General features: G+C 39.3%; 22 protein-coding genes, 1 pseudogene and 1 riboswitch. Of the genes and pseudogenes, 7 read left to right on the forward strand and 16 right to left on the reverse strand.

What is annotated here, in order from left to right:
• Positions 1-20 precede the first annotated feature (20 nt).
• Positions 21-278 (reverse strand): helix-turn-helix domain-containing protein, encoded by a 258-nt coding sequence (locus L6469_RS06700; protein ID WP_006283329.1) that lies wholly within the window; start codon positions 276-278, stop codon positions 21-23.
• Between the two features lie 152 nt (positions 279-430).
• Between L6469_RS06700 and L6469_RS06705 the strand changes: the two genes are divergently transcribed.
• The 3 genes and pseudogenes from L6469_RS06705 (at position 431) to rbr (ending at position 2,350) form a co-directional block, all read left to right on the forward strand.
• On the forward strand, positions 431-625 hold the full coding sequence (locus L6469_RS06705; RefSeq protein ID WP_143067109.1) for a hypothetical protein: 195 nt from the start codon (positions 431-433) through the stop codon (positions 623-625).
• Positions 626-927: 302 nt separating this feature from the next.
• Positions 928-1,056, forward strand: a pseudogene (locus L6469_RS06710) (helix-turn-helix domain-containing protein); the annotation flags it as partial.
• A gap of 751 nt (positions 1,057-1,807) precedes the next feature.
• A complete protein-coding gene (gene rbr, locus L6469_RS06715; RefSeq protein ID WP_006283330.1) occupies positions 1,808-2,350 on the forward strand; it encodes a rubrerythrin in 543 nt (180 codons plus the stop codon).
• A 118-nt stretch (positions 2,351-2,468) separates the two neighbouring features.
• Here the strand turns inward: rbr and L6469_RS06720 are convergent, their stop codons facing one another.
• On the reverse strand, positions 2,469-2,945 hold the full coding sequence (locus tag L6469_RS06720) for a glutathione peroxidase (RefSeq protein ID WP_006283331.1): 477 nt from the start codon (positions 2,943-2,945) through the stop codon (positions 2,469-2,471).
• Positions 2,946-3,258: 313 nt separating this feature from the next.
• Between L6469_RS06720 and L6469_RS06725 the strand changes: the two genes are divergently transcribed.
• Genes L6469_RS06725 through L6469_RS06735 form a run of 3 tightly spaced genes read left to right on the forward strand, consistent with a single transcriptional unit; the run spans position 3,259 to position 5,912 of the window.
• On the forward strand, positions 3,259-4,362 hold the full coding sequence (locus tag L6469_RS06725; RefSeq protein WP_006283332.1) for a cation diffusion facilitator family transporter: 1,104 nt from the start codon (positions 3,259-3,261) through the stop codon (positions 4,360-4,362).
• A 44-nt stretch (positions 4,363-4,406) separates the two neighbouring features.
• On the forward strand, positions 4,407-5,213 hold the full coding sequence (locus L6469_RS06730; protein WP_006283333.1) for a DNA alkylation repair protein: 807 nt from the start codon (positions 4,407-4,409) through the stop codon (positions 5,211-5,213).
• 30 nt (positions 5,214-5,243) lie between these two features.
• Positions 5,244-5,912 (forward strand): hypothetical protein, encoded by a 669-nt coding sequence (locus tag L6469_RS06735; RefSeq protein WP_006283334.1) that lies wholly within the window; start codon positions 5,244-5,246, stop codon positions 5,910-5,912.
• Between the two features lie 35 nt (positions 5,913-5,947).
• Here the strand turns inward: L6469_RS06735 and bcp are convergent, their stop codons facing one another.
• From bcp to L6469_RS06805, 14 genes are all read right to left on the reverse strand, one after another.
• Positions 5,948-6,397 carry a thioredoxin-dependent thiol peroxidase gene (gene bcp, locus L6469_RS06740; RefSeq protein WP_006283335.1) on the reverse strand — a complete coding sequence of 150 codons (450 nt, stop codon included), beginning with the start codon at positions 6,395-6,397 and terminating at the stop codon, positions 5,948-5,950.
• 14 nt (positions 6,398-6,411) lie between these two features.
• Positions 6,412-7,320, reverse strand: coding sequence for a patatin-like phospholipase family protein (locus tag L6469_RS06745; RefSeq protein WP_006283336.1), 909 nt, complete (start codon positions 7,318-7,320; stop codon positions 6,412-6,414).
• Between the two features lie 101 nt (positions 7,321-7,421).
• Positions 7,422-8,438: an iron ABC transporter permease gene (locus tag L6469_RS06750; protein WP_006283337.1), complete on the reverse strand. Its 1,017-nt coding sequence runs from the start codon at positions 8,436-8,438 to the stop codon at positions 7,422-7,424.
• A gap of 13 nt (positions 8,439-8,451) precedes the next feature.
• Positions 8,452-9,582, reverse strand: coding sequence for an ABC transporter substrate-binding protein (locus L6469_RS06755; protein ID WP_006283338.1), 1,131 nt, complete (start codon positions 9,580-9,582; stop codon positions 8,452-8,454).
• A gap of 80 nt (positions 9,583-9,662) precedes the next feature.
• On the reverse strand, positions 9,663-10,742 hold the full coding sequence (locus L6469_RS06760) for a hypothetical protein (protein WP_006283339.1): 1,080 nt from the start codon (positions 10,740-10,742) through the stop codon (positions 9,663-9,665).
• 21 nt (positions 10,743-10,763) lie between these two features.
• Positions 10,764-12,755, reverse strand: a complete 1,992-nt coding sequence (locus L6469_RS06765) for a TonB-dependent receptor (RefSeq protein WP_006283340.1) — start codon at positions 12,753-12,755, stop codon at positions 10,764-10,766.
• Between the two features lie 17 nt (positions 12,756-12,772).
• A riboswitch (cobalamin riboswitch) is annotated at positions 12,773-12,957 on the reverse strand.
• Between the two features lie 135 nt (positions 12,958-13,092).
• On the reverse strand, positions 13,093-15,921 hold the full coding sequence (locus tag L6469_RS06770; protein ID WP_006283341.1) for a M16 family metallopeptidase: 2,829 nt from the start codon (positions 15,919-15,921) through the stop codon (positions 13,093-13,095).
• 101 nt (positions 15,922-16,022) lie between these two features.
• The gene (locus L6469_RS06775; protein ID WP_006283342.1) at positions 16,023-16,853 is read right to left on the reverse strand and encodes a hypothetical protein; all 831 of its coding nucleotides are present in this window, start codon (positions 16,851-16,853) and stop codon (positions 16,023-16,025) included.
• A gap of 140 nt (positions 16,854-16,993) precedes the next feature.
• Complete coding sequence (locus L6469_RS06780) at positions 16,994-17,812, reverse strand: ATP-binding cassette domain-containing protein (RefSeq protein WP_006283343.1); 819 nt, start codon at positions 17,810-17,812, stop codon at positions 16,994-16,996.
• Between the two features lie 24 nt (positions 17,813-17,836).
• Entirely contained in the window at positions 17,837-18,202 is a 366-nt protein-coding gene (locus tag L6469_RS06785; RefSeq protein ID WP_006283344.1) for a GntR family transcriptional regulator, read from the reverse strand.
• Positions 18,203-18,223: 21 nt separating this feature from the next.
• A complete protein-coding gene (locus L6469_RS06790; protein ID WP_006283345.1) occupies positions 18,224-18,706 on the reverse strand; it encodes a DUF3836 domain-containing protein in 483 nt (160 codons plus the stop codon).
• Positions 18,707-19,109: 403 nt separating this feature from the next.
• On the reverse strand, positions 19,110-20,501 hold the full coding sequence (locus L6469_RS06795) for an MATE family efflux transporter (RefSeq protein ID WP_006283346.1): 1,392 nt from the start codon (positions 20,499-20,501) through the stop codon (positions 19,110-19,112).
• A gap of 149 nt (positions 20,502-20,650) precedes the next feature.
• Entirely contained in the window at positions 20,651-21,313 is a 663-nt protein-coding gene (locus tag L6469_RS06800) for an FKBP-type peptidyl-prolyl cis-trans isomerase (protein ID WP_006283347.1), read from the reverse strand.
• Positions 21,294-22,853: a glycine--tRNA ligase gene (locus L6469_RS06805; RefSeq protein ID WP_006283348.1), complete on the reverse strand. Its 1,560-nt coding sequence runs from the start codon at positions 22,851-22,853 to the stop codon at positions 21,294-21,296. The genes L6469_RS06800 and L6469_RS06805 overlap by 20 nt, the downstream gene beginning before the upstream one ends.
• A 205-nt stretch (positions 22,854-23,058) precedes the next feature.
• Between L6469_RS06805 and L6469_RS06810 the strand changes: the two genes are divergently transcribed.
• Positions 23,059-25,797 (forward strand): DNA gyrase/topoisomerase IV subunit A, encoded by a 2,739-nt coding sequence (locus L6469_RS06810; RefSeq protein ID WP_006281930.1) that lies wholly within the window; start codon positions 23,059-23,061, stop codon positions 25,795-25,797.
• Positions 25,798-25,836: the final 39 nt, after the last annotated feature.

The raw sequence follows: 25,836 nt of genomic DNA on the forward strand, positions 1-25,836 counted from the left end.
CAAAAATCATTCTGTTATAATCACTTTTCATTATCTGTCAGCAAGTCCTTAACATTAACATTAAGAACTTTTGCTATCTTGTTTAATGTTTGAAGGTCTGGCTGTGATGCATTTGAGCACCATCGGCTTATGGTTGTAACGCTAACGTCAAGTTGCTCTGCAAGCCATTTACCAGTTTTCTTTTGTTCTACCAGCACAACCTTTAATCGGTTCAAATCGTCCATTGTAATTTTATTTAAGTTCAATGCAAAGGTATTAACATTTTTTTTAATGATCATAATTGAGGCTTTCTTTTTACGCTTTTATAACGAATTTGTAGCCGAATCATCACCATTTGTACTTCTCACATGGCATTTTTCCGTCTCTGCAATTAACAACTAAGCAGCAATTAAGTTTAGACAGTATTGAGTTGCAGAATCCTGACAGATTCATGTTCCCACTGTCAGAGTTGCGTACACAGATACATTCCATTCCTCGAAAGCTAAACCTAATCAAGTTCTTCCGCTATGCCAAACTGGGTGAAAATGCTGGCTATGGCATAGACAAGATGCTTATATGGGAGAAACTGACGAGAGGAAAAGTGGAGTTCACTAGTGATTTGGTATGTTCTACCATTACATATTGAGGTTGGGAACAAGCAAAGGAACAAGCTAGGGTACAAGCTAGTGACCAAGCCATGGTACAAGCTACGCAAGTAAAGCGACTTGTGAAAGCAATGTGAAATATAGTGGAAAGGCGGTGTTCGGGGGATATAGCGAGTTGGGCATAGATTTAACTTGCCGGTAACTTGCTGGTAATTTGCTAGAAGCAATGGAAAAGGCATTATCATTTTCGCTAAACCGCTGTTATATAACACATTACGAATTATATTTTAATTTGCTGGTAATTTGCCGGTAACTTGCTGAAGGACTTAAAATAGATATGAATATGTTATTCGGAAATAAGATTAAGGAACTAAGAGATGAGAATGGCATAATGCAATGCCATTTGGCTGCACTATTGGAAATAGATACCCCGATGTTCAGTAAGATTGAACGTGGTGACAGGTCAGTTAAAGTCGTTTTCGAGGAAGTGAAATAAGTCTGATAAGTAAATAACAAAAATCATGGCTATCATGTATGCATTATAATGTCAAATAATATATCAAAAAAACAGTACCATCTAAAATCGTCATCTAGCTCAAAATATTCAACTTTTGATCTGCCTGTTTGGTCTTTTTTCTTCCCCTCGATTCTCTCTCCCGCCAAAACCACAGGTCCTAGGGGTCGAAACCTTAGGGTTGATGCGATAAGGTCATAGAGTTTAGCGGATAAAGTCTTAGCTTTCGACCCTTAGGACCTGGGGTTTTGGCGCCCATTTATTAAACCAACGAAGCGAGAAAATCGTAACACACTGGTATTCAGACAGATACAAAAACACTTCATAATTCGTGTATTTGAGGCCTTCTATTCTGACTATTTCAAATACGCAAACCTCAAGAGGGTTCTTGTCAATAAAATTCTAATTAAATACACGAAAACCATACACATAGGTACAAATTCTTCTTTTTTCCTTGCAAAAAATAACAATTAATCTTATATTTGCAATATACAAAACTGAAATATACTCTATCTATTCATAAGAGGTATATCTTCTACCAGAAAGTATAATAATTAAGTCTAACACCTAAAAATAATTATCAATGGCATCAAAAGACATCGTTTTAGAAACTATGAAAAAAGCAGGAACTCCTCTGAATGCAGGTAAAATCGCTGGGAACCTGCTAATTAATCCATTTTATATCACAACACATTAATTTAGAAACAAGATGAAAGAACTAAAAGGTACAAAAACAGAAAAAAACCTGCTAGAAGCTTTTGCAGGAGAGAGCCAAGCACGAAATAAGTACACTTACTTTGCCAGCAAGGCTAAGAAAGATGGCTATGAGCAGATTGCTGCCATTTTCGAAGAAACCGCTACGAATGAAAAAGAACATGCTAAGTTGTGGTTTAAATATCTAGAGGGTGGTGCTATTCGAGACACTATGAGTAACCTGAAAGCTGCTGCTGAAGGGGAAAACTATGAGTGGACTGATATGTATGATCGCATGGCAAAAGAAGCTGAAGAGGAAGGTTTCACTGAAATTGCTTCCAAATTCCGTTTAGTTGCTGCCATTGAAAAGCATCACGAGGAACGCTACAAAAAACTACTCCAGAATATCGAAGAGGGCATCGTCTTCTCACGTGATGATGACCGTATCTGGAAATGTCGCAACTGTGGACATATCGTTATTGGAAAAAAGGCTCCAGAAGTTTGTCCTACATGTAACCATCCTAAAAGCTATTTTGAAATTTCTGCAGAAAATTATTAATCTATCCTATTACACGGTCTGATAATAGGAACAAAAAGAGGATACGTTAAAAATTAAAAAGGGGGAACAGCCTAAATGACTGTTCCCCCATCATTTCATATAATAATACAGTAAATAGTTATAACAATGCCTCGATATCCTTTTCTAATTTTTCCGGCTTGGTAATAGGTGAATAACGCTCTATTTTCTTACCATCACGCGAAATCAAGAATTTGGTAAAGTTCCATTTGATTGCACTTGTTATAAATCCACCTGCTTGCTTTTTCAAATACTTGAAAATAGGATGGGCATTTTCGCCATTTACATCCACTTTCTTCATCATCTGGAAAGACACTCCATAATTCAACTTGCAAAAGCCACTGATTTCGGCATCACTTCCTGGATCCTGATGACCAAACTGATTGCATGGAAAACCGATAATCACCAAACCTCTATCCTTATATTTTTGGTTAAGAGCTTCCAATCCCTCAAACTGTGGTGTGAATCCACACTTGCTGGCTGTATTAACGATAAGAATAACCTTACCTTCTAACTCCTTGAAATCGTATTCCTTACCATTGCTGGTCAATGCCTTATAATCATAAATTGAACCCATAAGATATATTTTTTTTCTTGTTTTTTCAATATTTGTTCGTATTTACGTTGCAAATATAAAAACTATTATTAATATCGCAAGCGATAACAAATACAGTTTATAATTCATTAACTAATATCGTAAACGATGATAGAAATTCGAAAGATTTATTAACAATACATCGTCAACGATAAGTTAAATCATGCACTTGTGTAATTATAGCTATAAATATCGCATGAAGAATAATAAAACACAGCTTTTCAACTACAGATACTTAATTTTACTTATCTTTGCAGATAAAACAAACCATATACGATAAAAATATATTCAAATCATGGACAGAAACCAGGAAATTATTCGCACCAGTATTGTTGGCATTATTGCCAATATGTTTCTTGCAGCCTTTAAAGCTGTAGTTGGTATCTTTGCCAGCTCCATTGCCATCATCATGGATGCTGTCAACAATTTTAGCGATGCCCTCTCTTCTGCTATCACAATTATCGGCACAAAACTCTCGGAGCGCCCAGCTGATCGTATGCACCCCTTCGGACATGGTCGAGTGGAATATTTTTCTGCTATCATCATTTCGATAATTGTGCTTGTTGCCGGTTTCAGTTCACTCGTAGAGTCAACTAAAAAGATTTTTCATCCCACAGTACCCAACTATACCAACTTTACGCTCATTATCATTATTGTATCTATTGTGGTGAAACTTATATTAGGCCGATATGTTAAGAGTAAAGGCAAGATGCTAAAGAGTGATTCTCTTATTGCAAGTGGAAGCGATGCCCTATTCGATGCCATTATCACACTCTCTACTCTTATTTCTGCTATTATTATGTTGCTCTGGAATGTTTCTATCGATGGTTACTTAGGCACACTTATCTCTATCATTATTATCAAGAGTGGCATAGATATGCTCAAATCACCTATCAACGAGCTCCTCGGTAGTCGTATCTCTAACGAATATATCCAAGAGATAAAAGACGAAGTCATGACTTTCAAAGGTGTACATGGGGTGTTTGACTTAATACTACACACTTATGGGCCCGATACTACCATCGGATCGCTCCACGTAAATGTACTCGATACAACTACAGCCTCTGAAATTCACTTTTTAGAACGAAGCATCGCAGAACGCTTACACGAGAAATTTGGCATCATCGCTACCGTGGGTATCTATGCAGTAAACACTGGAGAAACTAAAGTTGCCCGCATGCAGAACGATATTATGAAACGTGCATTTAATACTGATGGTATCTACTCTGCTCATGGTTTCTTCGTCGACTTTGATACCAAGACTATTACCTTCGATATAATGCCCGAATACAAGGTTAAAGATGCCGAGGCGCTTCGTGATCAGTTTATAGCCTCACTTCAGAACGACTATCGAGACTATCATTTCCATATTATTCTCGATCAAAATTTCAGTGATTAAGCAATACGAGAAACATCGCAATTTAAAATTAAGTTACAAAAACGATGCATACAGCCAAGGAAATTATACATGTCTTAACGCTTCAGCAGAATGACAGTCAGCGAGAACTGCTCATGCGTTTCTTCAAAACCGGTCCGGGAGAATATGGTGAAGGTGACCGATTTCTTGGGCTGAAAGTACCACAGACACGCGCTATAGTAAAACAAGCTGATCCTGATTTTCAGCTTCAGGAAATCCACAAACTGCTACTTTCACCCTGGCACGAAGTACGGCTTTGTGGACTACTCATCATGGTAGCTCAATTTGAACGGCTCTCTACCAAACGACTTGTCTATGATGAAGTAGCCATGGCTAAGCGTGATGCCATCGTAAAGACATATCTACAGTATGCCCATCAAGCTAACAACTGGGATTTGGTAGACCTATCTGCACCAAAAATACTGGGTTCCTGGCTGTTACTGCCGACCCATCTTACACAAGAAGAGATTGATGGCAAATCCTGTTCTTCTGACAAACTTACAACCTTAGCCGGCAAACAAGCCATCGTAGACCATCTAGCATATAGCGATAATCTTTGGCGCCAGCGTATGAGCATCGTCTGTAGTTGGAAGACAAGCGCTAAGGGCGATCCTTCATGGTGTCTACGCTATGCCGAAATACACCTGCATCATCCACACGATTTGATGCACAAGGCAGTAGGCTGGATGCTTCGTGAAATGGGCAAGCGCGTAAGCATAGACTTGCTTCGTTCTTTTCTAGAATTGCATGCCCACACCATGCCTCGCACGACTCTTCGCTATGCCATCGAGAAAATGGATGAATCGGAACGTCAAAAATGGATGAAAAAGTAACTTTACACTAAGATAAGAAAGGAATAAGATATGAATTTTCCTAAAATACATAACGCTCCACAGATGATGGAACTGATACAGCAAATCGGATTTCTGCCATTGCTCGATAGTGGTATCGATGGTTTTTCTGCCGAAGACATCGTTGACGAAGACTGTCGATACATCACCTTTCCTGAAGGTGGATGGGATTGGCCGCTGTGGAAGTGGAAAGGACAGATTGTTACAGATAGCCCATGCGTATATGGTAAATTCTTCAATAAGAAAGCTGGTTTTATCAGCCGTGAATGGTGGCCAGATTTCTGTAATTATCGAAGAAGTAAGAACCCTAGGCCTGATTACGAGTCCATAGAAAGCGCTATACTTGATGTACTCAAGAATTCGGGTAGTATGATAACTCGAGAATTACGTGCTGCTTGTGGGTTTACTGGGCCTAAGATGCGATCTCGATTTGACAGTTACATTACCCGTTTGCAGATGGCTACTTATATTGTTACCGAAGACTTTGTATATCCTCTTGACAAACACAATCGCGAATATGGATGGGGATGGGCATTACTCAATACACCCGAAGATCTCTTTGGCAAGAGTGCCTGTGAATGCGACTGTTCGCCAGAAGAATCGTATGAACGAATCAAGGAGCATCTACATCAGTTGTTACCCGATGCTAGCGAGAAGCAGCTTGAGAAACTCATGGGGTAAAATGACAGAAAACACCTCACAGGAAGATTTTCTGTTTACTTCAAGATTTGCTCAGCATGCTCCTTTACCTTAATCTGCTTAGGGCCGAATATCTGAATGATAGTACCTTCTTCATCAGCAATAAAAGTGGTACGGAAGGTTCCCATATAAGTACGACCAGCCATTTTCTTTTCGCCCCATACCCCCATCTCTTCTACCAATTTCTTTTCGGTATCGCAAAGCAATGAGAATGGCAGGTTATATTTTTCAATAAATTTCTTATGCGACTTAGCATCTTGAATGCTTACACCAAGTACGACATAACCTAAAGCTAGAAATCGCTCATAGTTATCACGTAAGTTACAAGCCTCATTGGTACATCCCGGGGTTGAGTCTTTGGGATAGAAGTAAAGTACGATTTTCTTTCCAGCCAAATCACTGGTTTTCCACTCTTTTCCATCCTGATCTATTCCCAGGAATTCAGGTAATTTCTGTCCAATTTCCATAGTCTTATATTCTTTTATATATGCATTTCATACTGATCAAGCATACGGTTCATTTCCTGATAACCATACTCTATAATCTGATGAGTTTTATCGTAATCAAACATGCTATATTTATCCATCGCCATCTCTACGCAAATATCAGGAGGTGTAAGTTGCATAGCCATCTGAGTATTATTAGCTATTGACATGCGAGAGACTCTCCAAGCTATATTAAACGTATTGTCAGAATAGTTAATCTTAAGAAATGGAAAGATACGTTTCACAATCTTCTTAATATCTCCTTGCGATTTCGGATCTTTATGCGCATAAAGCGAAAATGGTTCTTCTTCAGAGGCTGACACATTAACAGCCACTAGAATATCATCTTTAGTTCGCTCCACCCGATTAAGAGGCAGGGTATTATGCACACTACCATCTACTAGTATCTTGTCGCCTAAAGTAACAGGCTTGAAAATGCAGGGGATAGAGATGCTGGCTCGAATAGCTGTCTTAAGCATACCTTCACGAAATACATATTCTTTACCTGTTACCAGATCGGATGCCGAACAACAAAACTTGATGGGAAGATATTCAATGCGCGCTACGCCTATTATTTCATCAAAGAGATTCATCAGTTTTTCACCTGAAAAGACATGGTCAAGTCCCAACGATACGTCCATGAGTGACATCATTTCAGTCTTGCTCATATCCAAAATGATAGATTTAAGTTCTTGCAGTTTACCAGCCGCGAAAAAACCTCCTACTAGCGCACCCATGGATGTTCCCGATACGGCATGTATCGTATATCCTCGCTCTAAAAGGGCCTCTATAGCACCGATATGAGCGAAACCTCGTGCTCCTCCTCCACCAAGAACCAAAGCTACATTCTTGCTACGTGGTGGAGTAAGAAAAATATGCTTGAGAAAATTATGCAATACTCCCATTTGTCGCAGTTATTAATATCTTATTATTCGCTACTCCGAATACATATTACCGTACAAATATACTGCATTTTCTTAACACAAAAATAAAAGACAAGTAAAAATTATCGTCTAGCCTTAAAAATGACATACACGATAACAGGGGCACCCATGATTGGAGTAACAGCATTGAGCGGAATAATACTCATTTCACCAGGAAGACAGCAGAGGGCATTGCAGAGCAAAGCGATGGCTGATCCTGCCAGCATGGTCCCAGGAATGAGTATACGATGATTGTCGGTTACCAAAAGCATTCGGGCTATATTAGGAACAGCCAGACCTATAAAGGCGATTGGTCCACAAAAAGCGGTTACTACAGCTGTAAGTAAACCTGTATCGAGTAGGAGTAGATTACGAACAAAACGGATGTTGATGCCTAGGTTACGTGCGTAGTTCTCACCTAACAAGAGAATATTAAGGGGCTTTACAAGCACAATACTCAAAGCTAAACCTAATATAACCGTCAGGGCAAAGTATGGCATCTGAGACATAGATACACCTCCAAAATTACCCATACCCCATACCATATACGATTTAACTCCTTCTTCTGTAGCAAAAAAATTAAGAAGGGATACAACCGAACTGGCCAAATAGCCTATCATAATACCGATGATGAGAAGCAGTACATGATCTTTGACGATAGAAGAACAAACAAAGATGATAGCTGTAACTACCATCGCACCGGCTAAGGCTGCCAGTATAACAGCCATAAAACCAGAAATAGAAACGGTAGCTACAGCAATACTTCCACCAAAAGCAAGCATCACCAAAGCTACACCCAAACCGGCTCCACTGTTAATGCCAAAGACATCAGGACCTGCTAGAGGATTGTGAAAAGCTGTCTGAAGCAGCAAACCGCTAACGGCCAATGCTGCTCCACTAAGAAGAGCTGTCATCGCTTGGGGCAAACGGGACTCCATGACGATGAAACGCCATGAATCTTTCACTCCACCATTGCCTGTAAGAATGGCGAACATATCGCGAACAGGGATATCTACACTGCCCACTAACAAATTGACCCAAAACAGAACTATAATGCCTGCTACTAATAAACTTAATGCGATGATACTTCGTCTGCTCATATATGTAAATAACTTATTTCAGACGATGATAGTATTTCAAAGTACCAATTTTTAATTCCGGATGGAGAATAATAATCATATCACGTAATACATACTCTGGATGAAAACCTGATTCCTCAAAAAATGGTACTACCGTACAATTGGCACCAAAAACTTGTCTGTTCTGAAAAGCTTTCAACTGACTATAGCCATGGTATTCTGCCAATAGCTCCTGCATATTGGCTGGATGGTCATTATACTTGAAAAACCAGATATCAGCCTGACCTGCCTTATCAAGTACTTTCTCAAATGACAAACTCAATGATCCTTGACTTTTATTGTCGGCAAAGGCATACTGTCCACCGGCATCCTTAATAGTAGCTGCTGTAGTACTACCACCACCTGGTACATACCATACAGATCCAGTCTTGCGCTCTGTAATAACTACCGGACGTTTTTTGGTAGACATAGCCAAGGCCTTTAGCCGTTGATATTCATGTACTATAGCTGTAAATAAAGCATTTGCTTCTTTCTCCTTACCATAAAGTAAACCATAAAATTTCATCCATTCGGCTCTACCCAATGACGAGGTTTCCATATATTCAGCACACTCTATAAGGGGGATATGAATTTCCTCTAACTTGCCATATCCACCACTATTTTCGAAAGGCGATAAGAGTAAGACTTGTGGCTTGGCATCGATAATCTTCTCAACATCAGCGTTCATTCCATCACCACAATCTGCCAACCTTCTTGCTTTTACTGCTTTTTGTATCCAAGGTATATTGATGTATTTCAAATCACACACCCCCGTAATAGCCTGCTGAGCGCCAAGATCGGTAAGAAGCGAACAATGGGTGGTCGTAAAGACAATGCTTCGTTTTACCGGTGTTCGCACTACTGTATATTTCTTAGCTTCTAGAGTGGATACCAGTGCATCTCCCTTTTTGCCTTGGGGCACCAACGCATACTGATGAAGCAACTTGCCTTGACGCCATGGATCAGTTAAATTAGCTAATGTATATCCGTCATACTTAACAAGTGTAAGATGACGGGCATATTGAAGCGAAATCGTATCGCCCTGTTCTTGGGGGGCAGTATTCTTACCACCACAAGAACAAAGCAATACGACAGCTAACAATAGTATATTCCAAATCTGTTTCATCGAGGAATATCTTGTTAAAATGTTAACTTGTTAGTTTGTCAAATGACAATATATTGAATAAATTCTTTCGACAGAATAGATTAATTCAAGAAACAGATGCCATGTGAATTGACACCACCGGCAGAGAACTGACGAACAAATGCACCTTTCTCATCAAATTCATAAACGATTCCATCATTCACGTAGTCTGATGTGATGAAGTATACATGCTGATTATACTTATTATAGCTTACACTATATACGGTATTTGAGTTGATGGCTGCTGGTACATTTTGGAAATAAGAAGTATTTTCCTTGCCGTCTGCTATAGTATAGGTGAAGAGTGTGGTTGAGACAGCATACGTTTTCCAATCTGTTGCACTATTAGCAGCATAAATTACACCATTGCCCAAAGTAATAGACGAAGCATTACCAATCTGTGTGTATGTATTAGTCTTGGTATCAAGTACACCCCATGGGTTATCATAATAAGCTCCAAAACCTGTAACATAAATCTTGTCACCATCAGCATACAAACGAGCAGGATCTTGCATCACCTCAGCATAGTTGATGGTCTTGAAGTTACTAACTATAGCTACACGATTATCTTTATAATCTGCTCCTTGTAGGGTTACATAGAGTTTGCCATTATTCTTAACAACATCTTCAGGACGGTCGCCAACCTTCAAAGAATCTACATACTCCAGTTTGTTACCCTTCATACTAATTCGGCTGATATAACCACCATAAGAAACGGCATATACGGTATCGCCTTCTACAGCGACATTACGTACTTGACCCAAATTCTTATACTTTTCAAAGCTGATACGAGACTTTTCTATACCATAACCATCGAGCAAAGCGACATAGTTGCTCACATTAATAGCTACTACAACTCGATTATTGTCGACTACCTCTATATCATTACCAGTATCACCCAACTTCTGACCATTCTGAGTAGCATACAAGTCTACTGCGGCAGAATCACCAGTTGCAGACCAGTCAAAATAAGTGATACTAGAATTGTTTTGGTTCATTGAACCTTCATTGAGGATGAATGCACGATGACTTGTAGTCAGTTCTACTTTACCTTCTCCTAAGGAATTCCACTCATCATCACTACAAGATACAAGGCCTAAAACTGCAGGCATCAAGAAAAGAGCTGCATAGATTTTCTTCATTTTCATTGTTAATATTATTTTTTAAAAATAGAATGTTCCTGAAAAAGTAAACTGTCTTCCAGGCATCGGATAATACTGTATAATTTCATACTGCTGGTCGGTAAGATTGGTTACCTTGGCCTGAAGATTCAGTCGGAAAGACTTCAGTTGAAACTCACGATTGAGTGTAAGGCTATGCTCCCAAAAAGCATTCATACGATACTCTAACTTATTTTGGGCGGAAGAATAGCGACTGCCTTGCATAATAACACTATAGCCGATATTGAGCCACGGCGTAGAGAGTACTATGGAACCATTACCACTCCACTTAGGGGTATAAGGCAACATACTATTATAAGTCTGAGAAGTGGTATTCGTCTTATCCAAAGCCTGCTGCCAAGTGGCTGCTGCTGAGAACTTCGCATTCCATCGACTGGCTATATCCACCTGTGCTCCCATCGTCATATCAACCCCCCAGATATCTACCTTCCCATAATTGGCCATTCGCCATACATAGGTACTTGGGAAAGCTACTATCTTATCGCGTACATCATGATAATAACCATCTACGGTAAACGATAAATAGCGCAACGCCCGATAATGGGTTTCCCAGGTTAATCCGGTACTGTACTGATGAGCTATCTCCGGACGTAGGTTTACATTACCCAGCCTTCGATAATAAAGATCGTTGAAGGTCGGCACACGGAACGTATTCTTCCACATGGCTCTGAAGAATAGCGGTATATGGGCTAACAAACGATAATTCAGAGCGATACTTGGCGTGAAACGTGTTTTGTCTGCCGGTTTATTGCCTGCTTCCACCATTTCGTGAGCATAAGTATACCCCAAACTGCCATTTATTTTAAGACGATTAATACGCCACTTCATGGCTAAAGCCGAAATCGAAGTAAGGCGGGTTGGAAGAGGTACATCATAATTTGTATTGACATACACATTATTCTTCAACTTATTATAGCTGAGATCTTCGGCTATGCTCATATCCAGCCCTTTGGCAATATTCCAGCCTAAGGTGGCCGAACCATAATATTCATCCTGTCGGTCTATATCAACCTGTTCTCCTGAAGGGTATTCAGACCCTACATCACGATATTTATTCCAGGAATGGGTGTATTTCAACCGAGCTTCCAACTGTAATCGTTGATTAAGATGCGCACGATAAACAGACTGTACGAAGAAATCTTCATCCCACATTCGTTCTTCTGAAGGATTGGCATACAGAATAACAGCTCCTGGTAATCCTCTTTGCGAATAATACCAATATGCTTTTACATCAAGTTCGCTGGCATTGGCAAAAGTATGATACAGATTTACTTCTCCCTGCCAACTCTGAATATCACTATTATAGCGATGCTCACGCGTCTTCAGTCTGCCATTAGTTAAGGTATACGGATACTGTCCATCGGCACGCATCATCTTTCCCTGAAAAGATACACTGGTACGCTCTCCCACCCGATGACTATATCGGAAGGATGGCGATAAATATCCAAATGATCCTGCCGTAAGATTAACTTTGAGATGATTAGTACGATTAGCTTCAAAATGTGGGCGTTCTGATTTTAGGGCTAAAACTCCAGCTGATACATATTGGCGAGCTGCCAACATAAGTTGATCTTCATCACCTAACGACAGGGAAATACTCGATAGATTATCAGTATCATACCGACCGATATCAATTTGTCCAGCCTGTGTATTACTCAAGGTTACGCCGTCATAACTTATGGCAACATGATGGGTGCCTAAATTATGAATAGAAACCGTCTTCATACCACCAATACCACCATAATCGCGTACACTGACACCAGCAAATCGCTTAACGGCATCAGCCACATTATCGATACCTAAATCGATAAGATCAGCTTTCTGAATAGTCTGGATATTTGTAGCTGAAGATATGTTACGATGAAGCATAGAAGCTACTACCTCTACATTATCCAATAATATAGAGTCTTTCTGTGCCAGGGTCGTTTGGGCAAAAGCCAACACCCCTATGATAATACCTATTTGTTTTCTCATTCTTCCTCGAGAACTGAAAATAATATTTACGCAATGGCAGGTCTTCTGACTTTACGGCTTTCCAAAATGCGCCTTCCCAAACAAAGTTCAGTGGCATGATGCATTTTAGACAACAACCGCTTACAGCAGCGGGACTGTTCAGGAGTTTCACCTGATTCCCTTTTTAATCAATGGCGGATGAACCTATTGCGGATGCAAATGTACTCATTTTTTTTGAAAATCAGTTAACCTATACAAAAAAACATAAAGAAAGCCCTCAGGAACCTGTATACACAGGCTGCCTGAAGGCTTATATTTTTTTTGTAAAAATGAACTTCAGTTCAGTAATAATATTTGCTTATTGAGCTGGAGTCATCATCACTTCTATCTTGTTACCAGATGAAAGAATAACATTCTTAAGGAATGCTGACAGTTTCTCTGGGGTAAGTGACTTCACAATATCCTTATAATTGGTATAGCTGTCTACTCCCCAACGATTGTAGTTGTAAAGTACATCTAACCAATAATTATTGTTACGTGCATTCTCATCAAACTGCTTAAGCATAAACTCTTTAGCCTTCTGAACATCTGCAGCATCTATCTTTACTGTTGCTTCGTTCACGCCCTTCATCATTAAATCGTAAGCCAACTGGGCCTTAGCAGGATCCATCGGACATCCAGCATAGAGTGTATAAGTAGCTTTATTATTGATATCGCTATCTACAAAGCCCTGAGCACCAACAGAGTATGCCGCACTACTCTCCTCACGGATCGAACGAAGTAACGCCATATCAAGCACTTTACCAAGCGCATCGACAAGAATATCATTCTCAAGAGTATATGCCAACGGCTTTGAAGTCCAAAAAGCTGTCAATTGTGCTTTAGGAGTATCCATCTTACGCTCAAAATGATTCTTTACCAAACCTACAGCAAGAGTACGTGGGTCTGTATCAGAATTAGCTTTAGTATTCTTATTTGCTGGCAGAGATGCTACATACTGTTTCACATACTCACGAAGTTTTTCTTCATCAAAATTACCGGTAAAGTAGAACGTAAACTTACTAGCATCTGCTGTTATCTCTTTAGCCATTTCAAGGATACGATCGTAATCAACCTTTGTCAAATCTTTCAACTCCAATGGAGCAAATCGAGGGTTGTGAACAAAACGAGTTACAGAAACAGAATCGTCATATACTTCTTCTGGCTTCAGATTCTTATTCTTCAACTCCATCTCCACAGCATTCATCATCATCTTGAATGACTTTTCGTCTTTCTTAATCTTAGTAAAATAAAGGTAAGCCATCTGCATCATGGTTTCCATATCTTTAGGCGTAGAGCTACCCGAAACTGTAGTATTATAGAGCGACATACCAAGGTCTGCATTGGCACGCTTACCAGCGAGTACTTTGCTCAACTCTGTGCTGGTAAAATTACCGATACCAGAATAGCCGATAACCTGATTAAAAAGACGATTATTTATGAAATCTTTCTCACCGTAGCGATTGGTACCGCCCTTGGCAATAGCATTCATTTTAACCTGTTCATTTTGGAAATCGGTCTTCTTCAGGATAACCGTTACACCATTAGAGAGAGTCCACTTCTTAAAGCCTAATTTCTTGTTTTCTGTCTCCTTTACTATTTCACCTTTGGCTGGAAGTTCTGCAATCAATGGTTCTTGCTTTACATGGTCTACCCATGCTGTAAGCTTCTCTGAACGAGCCTCCTTGATGGCATTCTTCAGCAGATCTACAGTAATATAATCTGTTTTGCCTTCCTTTTCCTGCTCCTGTGCTATAACGACAAGATTAGTATCCGTATCTACGATAAGCTGTTTTGCCATATCATTAATCATCTCTACAGTAAGCTGTGGAATAATGCTACTGGTGAGTCGATACTGGTCTTCAATAGAAGGCATTGGCTCATTCTCCAGATAGTTACTTACATATTGATTATAAAAAGTAGTATTTGGAGTCATCTCACGATTAGCATACATACTCTCTGCTGCACTGATAATGCTGCTCTTAACACGGGCCAACTCTGTCTCTGTGAAACCAAACTGACGGGCACGCTCCATCTCACGGACAAGAGCCTTTATCGCTTCTTTAACCTGGCCATCTTTAGGAACAACACCACCTGAAAAAGCATCCTTGGTCTTGCTAATGATATAATTACCATCAGATACTGATGCTCCTACGAATGGACATAAAGAGTCTTGAGCCATTTCCTGATAACGAGCATTAAGCATATTGGTCATAATCGATTTGATATAACCATTTATCATATACATCATATTGCTCTTCAGTGAATCAGGATAAACGTCATGCTTATGCATCATCTGAATAACGGTATAAGCCTGCTCTTTATCCTTAAAGGTAACATAAATCGGCTTGTTGTTATCAGGTACCTGCTCGTCTACTACCTGTGCTGCATGAGTAGGAACTTTAGCATCGGCCCAAAGAGCCTTGATTTCGGCCTCAACATGATCAACATCAATATTACCGACAACTATAATAGCTTGGTTATCTGGACGATACCACTTTCTATAATACTGACGGAGTACCTTTGGCTTAAAGTTATCGACAATACTCATCAAGCCAATTGGCAGACGATTGCCATACTTACTGCCTGGATATAACTGAGGAAGATAATTCTCATAAAATCGCTGTCCTGCACTGGCACCCATCTGCCATTCCTGATGAACCACTCCACGCTCCTTATCTATTTCCTTGGCATCCAGTGTAAGGTTACCACTCCAATCTCTCAAAACCAACAGACATGAATCGAGAGCTGACTGACGATTGGTTGGAACATCGCAGATACGGTATACGGTTTGATCAATAGAGGTATAAGCATTCAGATTACTACCAAATTCGACTCCTAAACTACGGGTAAAGTCGATAATACCATTCCCTGGAAAATGCTTACTACCATTGAAGGCCATGTGCTCCAAGAAATGAGCCAAACCTCGCTGATCATCATTTTCTTGAATAGATCCTACTCGCTGAGCGATATAAAAATTAGCTACGTTTTTAGGATACTCATTATGACGAATATAATAAGTTAGTCCATTACTCAACTTACCAACTCGTACATCTTTGTCTGCAGGAATTGGTGAAAGTTGCTGAGCCTTAACAATAGTTGTGGAAGATAATAAAGCTACAACTACAAAAAAACTTCTTAATTTCATCGAATTATATTAATTGATATAGAATAATATACAAAGATATCACTTTTTATAATCCAAAAAGTGATATCTTGTCAAAATTTAACAAATATGTAAAAAATAAATTACCACACTAAATTAAACCATTTATTATTGATGACCTGTATATGGGTAAAAAAGCGATAGGCTAACCAATAATTAAAGGCTATCAACCCTACAATAATAACATCAAAAATAGAAACGATTATCTCTAAACCTGACGAACTCATATCTGCCAAATTTATATTGAAATCAGATTTATCCAAAACACTAGCTATAAAGATTGTGAGGAAAAACATGGTAATGGAGGTTAACACCCAAGCCTGCTTGCGAAAGAAGGTTCCACCAAGGATATAGACGGAATGAATATAAATGACGCCCAAGAACAACGTGAAGCCTAATAACCATGATAACAGATCTGTACTCTCAATAAAACTATTTCCTATCGTAGTATTCGAAAAGAACTGTATATGTGTTATCACAAAACCTGTTTGATCGAATGGGAAAAACAGAAGTGAAAAGAGCCATTGTAACACGTCAGCCGCAATTAGACCTACGACAAAAGCTCCCGTATAATAGAGCGTCACAAACATAATTCGAGAGATAAACTTCTCGAAATTACTAGCTGGCAAGGTCAAAAAATCAATAGTCTGCTGCTTGTTGCGCACATTATTCAAAATTGATGATTGCATAAATATCATAAAAGTAAAAAAGCAACCGATTACAAAATCTGCTTTATTGCTCAACTCGTTTTGAAGACTATCAGATTGAAATGGTAGAAAAGGTATAACTTCTAAAAAGAAGTCTACAAGAAAGATAACAAAAAAGAAAGAAGCTATCTTAGTCAAAACGGGTAAATTATAATAGAACGTCCATTTCAGGAGTTTAACAAATCGATTGAAATCAAATGTTTTCATAATAAGTATAGCGTAAATTAAACATTTTAGTTATTACCAGTTCACCCAGCGATTGTTGACGATTTGCAAACGGGTGAAAATACGATAGGACAAACCAAAGGTTTGAAATTAAATGATTGCATGGTCTTCTTTTTTATTGACTATTTCAACATACCTTTCGTTGCAGCATTGAAGAAGAGTTCCAGATTAATCGTAGTTTCATCTTCATCAGCTTCTCGCAAAGTAATAGCAGCATTGCCTTGTAACGAAGGTTCGGCATAGAGCACTCCCTCCATATCCTGTGGGTTGCGATAACGAAAACAGTACTTGTCTGTTATATCTGCTACGGATGAGTCTACCAGAATCTGGGAATTATCAAGTATAACAATATGATCAAGCAAACTCTCGATATCATGTACCTGATGAGTTGAGATAATAAGAGTGCTGTCTTCCGTCATATTTTGGGCAACTACTTTGCGGAAAAGACTCTTTGATGGTATATCCAACCCGTTGGTAGGCTCATCCATAAGCAAATAACGTGTTCCTGCCGCAAGGGCAAAACTCATATATACTTTTTTCTTCTGACCCATAGATAGTTCTTTCAAATTAGGCTCTTCAGGCAACTCAAAATCAATGAGACATTTCTTCAAGAGCTCCCGACTAAAGTTAGGATAGAAAGCTTCATTCATCTTGATAAACTGCTTCAAACTGATTTTAGGCATATCATATTCTTCTGGTACAATAAATATGTCCTGAAGAGTAACGGGATTGCGATCTGATGATTTAATTCCATCAACAAGCACTTCTCCAGACTTCGGACGAAGCAAACCGGCTATCAAGTAAAGCAAAGTACTTTTTCCCATACCATTCTTGCCTAGAAGGCCATAAATCTTATTTTCGTCAAAATTTACACTTAAATTACCATATACCTGATGACGAGATCCTGGGTAAGTGAAATTGATATTTTTAACTTCAATCATAGTTTTATTCCGAATTAATTTTTTTTAGAAATCATTTTTTCTTTTGATCCACTCATCTTCGATATCTCGAATATCGATGTTCAGAAGTTTCATCTGTCTAAAAAGTTCAGGCAGTGTTCCTTCAAGGAAATTCTTTTTACGAGCGGTAATAATAGCTTCCTTGGCTTGCTCACTAACAAAATAGCCGAGTCCACGCTTGTTATATATAATATTTTCTCGTGCCAGCAAATCGTATGCTTTGACCGCCGTATTGGTATTCACCTCTAATGTCACGGCGTATTCCCTTACACTGGGAATACGCGAATTAGGTCCATAGATTCCCGATACTATCTCATCACAAAGCCTTTCTGCCATCTGAACATATATAGGTTTGCCATTGTTGAAAATCATATTTTTATTTTATTATCATGTCTATTTTAACAAAGCATAGAGTACATCGCTACCTGGATTCATCATGAGGAAACCATCTACTCTCGCAAAATCATTATTTTTTTCGTCCCATTTATAGGTATCCACTGCCATCATACCGTTAGCAAGTGTTTCGTAGGTCATTAATTCATCAGCCTGCGCCAAGCTATTGTGCTTAGCATCCCAACGGCGACGAGTTACACTGTAACCTGCTATATCGTAGCTAAAATCAAGTACATAAGAAGTTTCCCACTTACCTGCCTTGTAAATCTTAGCTGTCTTTTTAACTAATCTATCTTGATCATCATAAGCATATTCATACTGCAACTTATGCTCAAGGATATTTTCTGATACATCAAAAACATTTACCATGGTAACATGGTCTTGATCCATTGCTACATTATAACAAAAGCCATTAGGCTCTGAACTGTTTACCAAATTGAAAAACATTGTTGCTACTGTTGCTGCTGTAATAATTGCTTCCATAACTTTTGATTTTTAAGTGGCTGACCGTTTTATGAGTCAGGGGTGTTATTAGTTTGAATTAAATTTTTATTATTGATTACTAACTCTTTTGCTCTCCAGTAGTAGTGTACTACCATTGTAGAACACTGCAAATATAGAATAGATTTCAATAAGCTGCAATAGTTTAGAGCAAAAAACGATAATTTTTCGTTATATTTTAACATTTAGAAACCTTTCATGGCATAAATCCAAACAAATTTAACTATAAATTAACTGATTTGTACTATTACAGTAGTACACTATCATCTACCATAACAGCTTATGAAAACGAATACGATTCACCTAAAAATAATGAGGGCACGACATGCATTCATATCAGTAATGAAAACATATCGTGCCCTCAACAATATAGTAACAAGCCTGTTTAAGCAGTGGCAGGTACTTTAAAACTTTTGAGCCAACTTCCCCGATAAAGCAATGCTAAAAAGGCTAATCCGCGGCAAGTTAATTCTATTGCCATAGCAATCCATACCCCCTTTAACCCCATGCTCTGTGCAAGGGTATAGGCCAACGTAAGTCTTACCATCCACATACTGCAAAGATTAATCAAAGCAGGCTTGATAGCATCTCCTGCTCCTACGCTAATACTATATACCACTATGCTAGCAGCAAAGAATGGTTCAGCAAAAGCCTCTATTCGTAAAACAGAAACGCCCAAATTTTGAATCTGCTCAACTGGCGTAAGGAGTGCCATCATTTCGGGCGCAAAGATATACATCACAACTCCCATAAAAGCCATTACTATCATACCCAAACCTACGGTCATATGGGCAAAATTCATGCACAAATCCATTCTATTAGCACCGCGTGTCTGCCCTACCAGTGTAGAGGCTGCTTCACCGATACCATACCCCGGCATATAACAAAGACTTTCTGCCGTAATAGCAAAAGAATTGGCAGCTATAGCAACATTACCCAAAGGAGCTACAATGAGTGTACTTACAATCTGAGCACCACTCATCAGTATATTCTGGGCTGCCATTGGTACACTAATCTTGGCAGCTATCTGTAAATAACTAGTTATCCATCGGAAAGGTTCATGATCTTGATGCAAGGCTAACATCTTATTTTTCCATGCTGCCATGTATAACATAGGAAGCGACGTAACGATATATGCCGACATCGTACCTAATGCAGCCCCTATAACACCCATATTGAGCATGTAAATAAAGAGGTAATTAAAGCAAACATCAAAAACACACATCAGGCCACTCAGAAAACTTGGTGTTTTCATGTTGCCCGAAGCTTTCAATATTGCACTGGTTAAATGAAACAAGAGTACAAAAGGAAGTGTAAACGCATAAATCAAAAAATAACTCGATGATAATGTAGCTATGTCTGCACCACCTCCTAGCCAATACGGAAGAGGATTGTGAACGGCTATACCCACCAAACTCATGAGTAGACTAAAAGACAAGCCACAAATCAGAGCATGACGAAATACTTGACGAGCACGAACAAAGTCATTGGCTCCAATAAAATGGGCCACTTGCACAGAAAATCCAGATGAAACCGCTCCTAAAATACCTCCCATCAGCCAAGTTGTAGATTCTATCAAACCGATACTAGCTGAAGCTTCGGCACCCAAATGACCTACCATTGAAGCGTCGATAAAAAACATCATAACCGTAGTTACCTGTGCCAACATAGAAGGGATACTTAATCCTACTATCAAATTAAGTTTCTCGCCATTCGTCATAGGCAGACCATTACGGATAGCTGCCATTAAGTGCTCTGTATTACTGATTTTGCTCATACCCTAAAAAGTGCTGCAAAGTTACAGCAAATATGCAGGATAACAAAATATCAATTGCAGTTTTATGTACCCATTTTACAGAAATCATAAAAAAAAAGAGGATTCCCCTTATAGAGAATCCCCTCAGTAACAATAGTTTATTCCAAAAATCATTCGTTTAGCAATCGGTTTTGCTTGACATAAACTATAGGAAGAGCTGTACCTGGACGAGAATAGCCATCCAAGGTAATATCAAATACCAAAACCGAATAAGCTGGAATTTCGTCTGTTGCAGTACTACCGTAGCCTAAATTGTAAGGTATATATACTTTCCATCGATCACCGATATGCATATATTGCAAAGCTGTAGAAAAGCCTTCTATAACACCATTGACCGTAAAAGAAGAAGGTCGCATAGTACTTTTATCATAAGCACCAGACCAACTCTGATCAAAAATGTAACCTAACTCAGCATCGTATGGCGAAGTATAACTGGTTGATTTCAACAGATAACCTCTATAGTCTACCAATACAGAATCTGTAGACATAGGACATCCACTACCTGTACCTTCTTGAAGCACCTTAACAAGAATATTATCCGTTACATCATTTCGCACAGATTCAGCAAATGCATATGTATGGATAATCTTCCAACTTGTATCACCTTTATCGATGCTATCTTTTACTGCAGCATATTTGCTAGCAAAATAGCTATCGTTAGTGGCCTTCCAGTTCTGGAACTCCTCTACAGTACCATCAGCCTCGCTACATGATGCCAGTACAAGTACCGACACCATCAGCATGACGAATAATTTAATAGTTTTTAATTTCATTGGCAACCTTCTTAAGTAAAGAGGTGATACTTACGCGATCCTCTATGATAGAACGAAGCTGGTCAATATCTACACGCTCCTGTTCCATAGTATCACGGAAGCGCAATGTAACCTTATGATCCTTTGGAGTTTCGTGGTCTACAGTTACACAGAATGGTGTACCAACTGCATCCTGACGACGGTAACGCTTACCGATAGAATCTTTAGGATCACCATAATGTGTATTAAAGTGGAACTTCAAATTGTCTACGATTTCATGAGCCAACTCTGGCAGACCATCTTTCTTATCCAATGGGAAGACAGCACACTTCACTGGTGCTAATGCCTCAGGCAACTTCAAAACAACACGAGTCTCACCATTTTCAAGAGTTTCTTCTGTATATGAATGACACATTACGCTCAAGAACATACGGTCTACACCAATAGATGTTTCTACATCATAAGGTACATAGCTTTCGTTACGTTCAGGATCAAAGTACTTGATACCACGACCTGAGAATTTCTCATGCTGACTCAAATCGAAGTCTGTACGAGAGTGAATACCCTCAACCTCCTTGAAACCGAATGGCAAGTGGAATTCGATATCGGTAGCAGCATTTGCGTAGTGGGCCAATTTTTCATGATCGTGATAACGATAATTCTCATCACCCATACCTAGAGCCTTATGCCATGCCAAACGAGCCTTCTTCCAGTATTCAAACCATTTCATCTCTGTTCCTGGCTGACAGAAGAACTGCATTTCCATCTGCTCGAATTCACGCATACGGAATACAAATTGACGAGCAACAATCTCATTACGGAAAGCTTTACCTATCTGACAGATACCAAATGGCAACTTCATACGACCTGTTTTCTGTACGTTCAGGTAGTTAACAAAGATACCCTGTGCTGTTTCAGGACGCAAGTAAATCTTGTTTGTTGCATCGCTTAAAGAACCCATCTCTGTAGAGAACATCAAATTGAACTGACGGACATCGGTCCAGTTCTTGGTACCAGAAATTGGATCAACAATACCCTCGTCGAGGATAATCTGCTTTAAAGCAGCGAGATCTGGTCCTTGCATAGCCTCAGTATAACGAGCATGCAACTCGTCACGCTTCTTTTGATTCTCAAGCACACGAGGATTAGTAGCACGGAACTGAGCCTCATCAAACTTATCGCCGAAACGCTTAGCAGCCTTAGCTACCTCTTTAGCAATTTTCTCTTCATACTTGCCAATCTGGTCCTCTATCAGATTATCTGCACGATAACGTTTTTTTGAATCACGGTTATCAATCAATGGATCGTTAAATGCATCAACATGACCAGATGCCTTCCATGTTGTAGGGTGCATAAAGATACTAGCGTCAAGACCAACGATATTCTCGTGGAGCAACACCATACTCTGCCACCAGTACTGTTTAATATTATTTTTGAGCTCTACACCATTCTGACCGTAATCATAAACGGCTGCAAGGCCATCATAAATTTCTGAACTTGGAAAGACAAAGCCATATTCCTTACAATGACTTACAATCTTCTTGAAAACATCTTCTGCCATTTTTATCTTAAATTTTGATTGTTTCCTATTTTTTCTAAATTTAGCTGCAAAGATACAACTTTTTTTATAAAAACGGCAAGAAACACGTTCTTTAGCTAACATTAACGAATATCTAGTAAAACCATAAGAATCAGAACAAACCGTTTTTTGCACATTTCGTTTTTTTTTTTTATCTTTGCATGAAAATTACGTAATTAAAAATCCTATGGACGACGATAACATTATAAACAACGACGACGAGGTAAAAGACGACGATGTCATAGAAGAAGGCGATCAGGATGAAACATGGTCAGAAGACAGCCATTCTGATTATAAACCAGCTGATCGTTTTGACGCATCCGCTGTACACCACTTGTCAGGTATGTACAAGAACTGGTTCCTCGACTATGCTTCGTATGTTATTTTGGAACGTGCCGTTCCCCATATTGAAGATGGTCTCAAGCCAGTACAACGACGAATATTACACTCTATGAAACGTATGGACGACGGACGCTATAACAAAGTAGCTAATGTTGTCGGACATACCATGCAGTTTCACCCTCATGGTGATGCTAGTATTGGCGATGCACTCGTACAGTTAGGACAAAAAAATCTATTGATTGATACTCAAGGTAACTGGGGTAACATCTTAACGGGCGACCGTGCTGCCGCTCCACGATATATCGAAGCCAGATTGTCTAAATTTGCACTTGAAACCGTTTTTAATCCGAAAACTACCGAATGGCAGTTCTCATACGATGGACGTAACAAGGAGCCTATCACGCTCCCTGTAAAATTCCCATTGCTCTTAGCTCAAGGTGCAGAGGGTATTGCTGTAGGTCTATCTTCCAAGGTTCTACCTCACAATTTCATAGAAATCTGTAATGCAGCTATCGCTTATCTCAAAGGTGAAGACTTCCATCTCTACCCTGATTTCCCTACTGGTGGTTCTATTGATGTCAGCAAATATAATGACGGACAGCGTGGTGGCGTACTTAAGGTACGTGCCAAGATTGAGAAAGTGGACAATAAAACACTTGCTGTTCGCGAAATACCATTCAGTAAGAACACATCGACATTGATCGAATCGATTACCAAGGCTGTAGAAAAGGGAAAAATCAAAGCGCGCAAAATTGAGGACAATACCTCTGCACAAGCAGAAATTCTGATTCATCTTGCTCCTGGTGTTTCTTCTGACAAGACCATGGATGCTCTCTATGCATTTACAGACTGCGAAATTAATATTTCTCCTAACTGTTGTGTCATCGAAGACCAGAAACCTTGCTTTTTGACTGTAAGCGATGTTCTTCGCCATTCTGCCGACCGCACAATGGGACTTCTGCGTCAGGAATTACTTATCCGTAAGCATGAACTCGAAGAACAGTTGTTCTTCAATAGCCTAGAACGTATTTTCATCGAGGAACGTATTTACAAAGAGCGTAAATTTGAGCAGGCAAAAAATCAAGACGAAGTTGTTGCTTTCATCGATAGCAAATTGGAGCCTTTCAAACCTTCTTTCATCCGCGAGGTTACTCGTGAGGATATCGTACGTCTCCTCGAAATTAAGATGCAACGTATCCTAAAATATAATAAGGATAAAGCAGACGAGCTGATTGCTAAGATTAAGGCCGAAATCGCTGAAATAGAGAAAGACCTCGCCAATATGGTTGGGGTTACTATCAACTGGTTTGAATATCTCAGAAACAAATATGGAGAGGGCCACGAACGTCTTACCGAAATACGAAACTTCGAGAATATCGAGGTTACCAAAGTGGTAGAAGCTAACCAAAAGTTGTATATCAATCGCCAAGAGGGATTTGTCGGTACAGGACTCAAGAAAGACGAATTCGTTTGTAACTGTTCTGATCTTGATGATATCATTATTTTCTACAAGGACGGTAAATTTAAAGTGATTAAAGTAGCCGACAAAATATTTGTAGGCAAGAACATTCTGCATGTGCAGGTATTCAAGAAGAACGACAAGCGCACCATTTACAACTGTGTATATCGCGATGGCAAGCTAGGTTGGTACTATATCAAACGCTTCAATGTAACTAGCATGACCCGCGACAAATTATATGATATAACTCAAGGAAAACCTGGCAGTAGAGTAAATTACTTTACTGCTAATCCTAATGGTGAAGCTGAAGTGATTAAGATTACCCTCGACCCGGATCCTAAGAAGAAAAAACAAAATATCTTTATCGAAAAAGATTTTGCAGAGATAATTATCAAGGGACGTGCTGCCAAAGGTAACCTTCTTACTAAGGGCTCTATTCATCGTATAGGCCTAAAGAGTCACGGACACAGCACATTAGGAGGACGAAAAGTTTGGTTCGACCCAGACGTGAAACGCCTTAACTATGATGAGCATGGACGATTCCTGGGTGAGTTTAATGATAAGGACCAAATCTTAGTAGTTCTTGATAATGGTGAATTCTACGTTACCAACTTTGATGTCAATAACCATTACGAGGATAATATCTTGAAACTCGAGAAATGGGATGAACACAAGATATGGACAGCAGTTCTTTATGATGCCGACAATGAGGGCTATCCTTATGTGAAACGATTCACCATGGATGCCAGCAAAAAACATCAAAACTTGATGGGTGATAACATCAATAGTAAACTTGTCCTTCTTACTGATGTTGCATTTCCGAGAATCCAGATTACCTATGGTGGTGTAGATGCTATTCGTCCTGCTGAGATAATAGACGCAGAGCAGTATATAGGCCAAAAGAGCTTCAAAGCTAAAGGTAAACGTATCTCTATTTATAAAATCGACAAGATTGAAGAATTGGAGCCTACCCGATTCCCGGAACCAGAAACAGAAGAAGACACTGATAACGAGAAAGAAGAGGTAGTAGAAAACCTTGATCCGGATGCAGGAAAAAGCCAGCAACAGGTAATAGACGAGATAACCGGTCAGCTTAGTCTTTTCCCTGAAGATGACGAACAATAAAATCGTAGATACTTTAAAGAATAAATCCTCACAATCTTC

The organism is Segatella baroniae B14, assembly GCF_022024235.1.
GTDB classification, from domain to species: domain Bacteria; phylum Bacteroidota; class Bacteroidia; order Bacteroidales; family Bacteroidaceae; genus Prevotella; species Prevotella bryantii.

Coding starts and splice junctions, on each gene's coding strand:
- L6469_RS06700 (WP_006283329.1), bottom strand. CDS start 278: ATGATCATTAAAAAAAATGTTAATACCTTTGCATTGAACTTAAATAAA.
- L6469_RS06705 (WP_143067109.1), top strand. CDS start 431: ATGTTCCCACTGTCAGAGTTGCGTACACAGATACATTCCATTCCTCGA.
- rbr (WP_006283330.1), top strand. CDS start 1,808: ATGAAAGAACTAAAAGGTACAAAAACAGAAAAAAACCTGCTAGAAGCT.
- L6469_RS06720 (WP_006283331.1), bottom strand. CDS start 2,945: ATGGGTTCAATTTATGATTATAAGGCATTGACCAGCAATGGTAAGGAA.
- L6469_RS06725 (WP_006283332.1), top strand. CDS start 3,259: ATGGACAGAAACCAGGAAATTATTCGCACCAGTATTGTTGGCATTATT.
- L6469_RS06730 (WP_006283333.1), top strand. CDS start 4,407: ATGCATACAGCCAAGGAAATTATACATGTCTTAACGCTTCAGCAGAAT.
- L6469_RS06735 (WP_006283334.1), top strand. CDS start 5,244: ATGAATTTTCCTAAAATACATAACGCTCCACAGATGATGGAACTGATA.
- bcp (WP_006283335.1), bottom strand. CDS start 6,397: ATGGAAATTGGACAGAAATTACCTGAATTCCTGGGAATAGATCAGGAT.
- L6469_RS06745 (WP_006283336.1), bottom strand. CDS start 7,320: ATGGGAGTATTGCATAATTTTCTCAAGCATATTTTTCTTACTCCACCA.
- L6469_RS06750 (WP_006283337.1), bottom strand. CDS start 8,438: ATGAGCAGACGAAGTATCATCGCATTAAGTTTATTAGTAGCAGGCATT.
- L6469_RS06755 (WP_006283338.1), bottom strand. CDS start 9,582: ATGAAACAGATTTGGAATATACTATTGTTAGCTGTCGTATTGCTTTGT.
- L6469_RS06760 (WP_006283339.1), bottom strand. CDS start 10,742: ATGAAGAAAATCTATGCAGCTCTTTTCTTGATGCCTGCAGTTTTAGGC.
- L6469_RS06765 (WP_006283340.1), bottom strand. CDS start 12,755: ATGAGAAAACAAATAGGTATTATCATAGGGGTGTTGGCTTTTGCCCAA.
- L6469_RS06770 (WP_006283341.1), bottom strand. CDS start 15,921: ATGAAATTAAGAAGTTTTTTTGTAGTTGTAGCTTTATTATCTTCCACA.
- L6469_RS06775 (WP_006283342.1), bottom strand. CDS start 16,853: ATGAAAACATTTGATTTCAATCGATTTGTTAAACTCCTGAAATGGACG.
- L6469_RS06780 (WP_006283343.1), bottom strand. CDS start 17,812: ATGATTGAAGTTAAAAATATCAATTTCACTTACCCAGGATCTCGTCAT.
- L6469_RS06785 (WP_006283344.1), bottom strand. CDS start 18,202: ATGATTTTCAACAATGGCAAACCTATATATGTTCAGATGGCAGAAAGG.
- L6469_RS06790 (WP_006283345.1), bottom strand. CDS start 18,706: ATGGAAGCAATTATTACAGCAGCAACAGTAGCAACAATGTTTTTCAAT.
- L6469_RS06795 (WP_006283346.1), bottom strand. CDS start 20,501: ATGAGCAAAATCAGTAATACAGAGCACTTAATGGCAGCTATCCGTAAT.
- L6469_RS06800 (WP_006283347.1), bottom strand. CDS start 21,313: ATGAAATTAAAAACTATTAAATTATTCGTCATGCTGATGGTGTCGGTA.
- L6469_RS06805 (WP_006283348.1), bottom strand. CDS start 22,853: ATGGCAGAAGATGTTTTCAAGAAGATTGTAAGTCATTGTAAGGAATAT.
- L6469_RS06810 (WP_006281930.1), top strand. CDS start 23,059: ATGGACGACGATAACATTATAAACAACGACGACGAGGTAAAAGACGAC.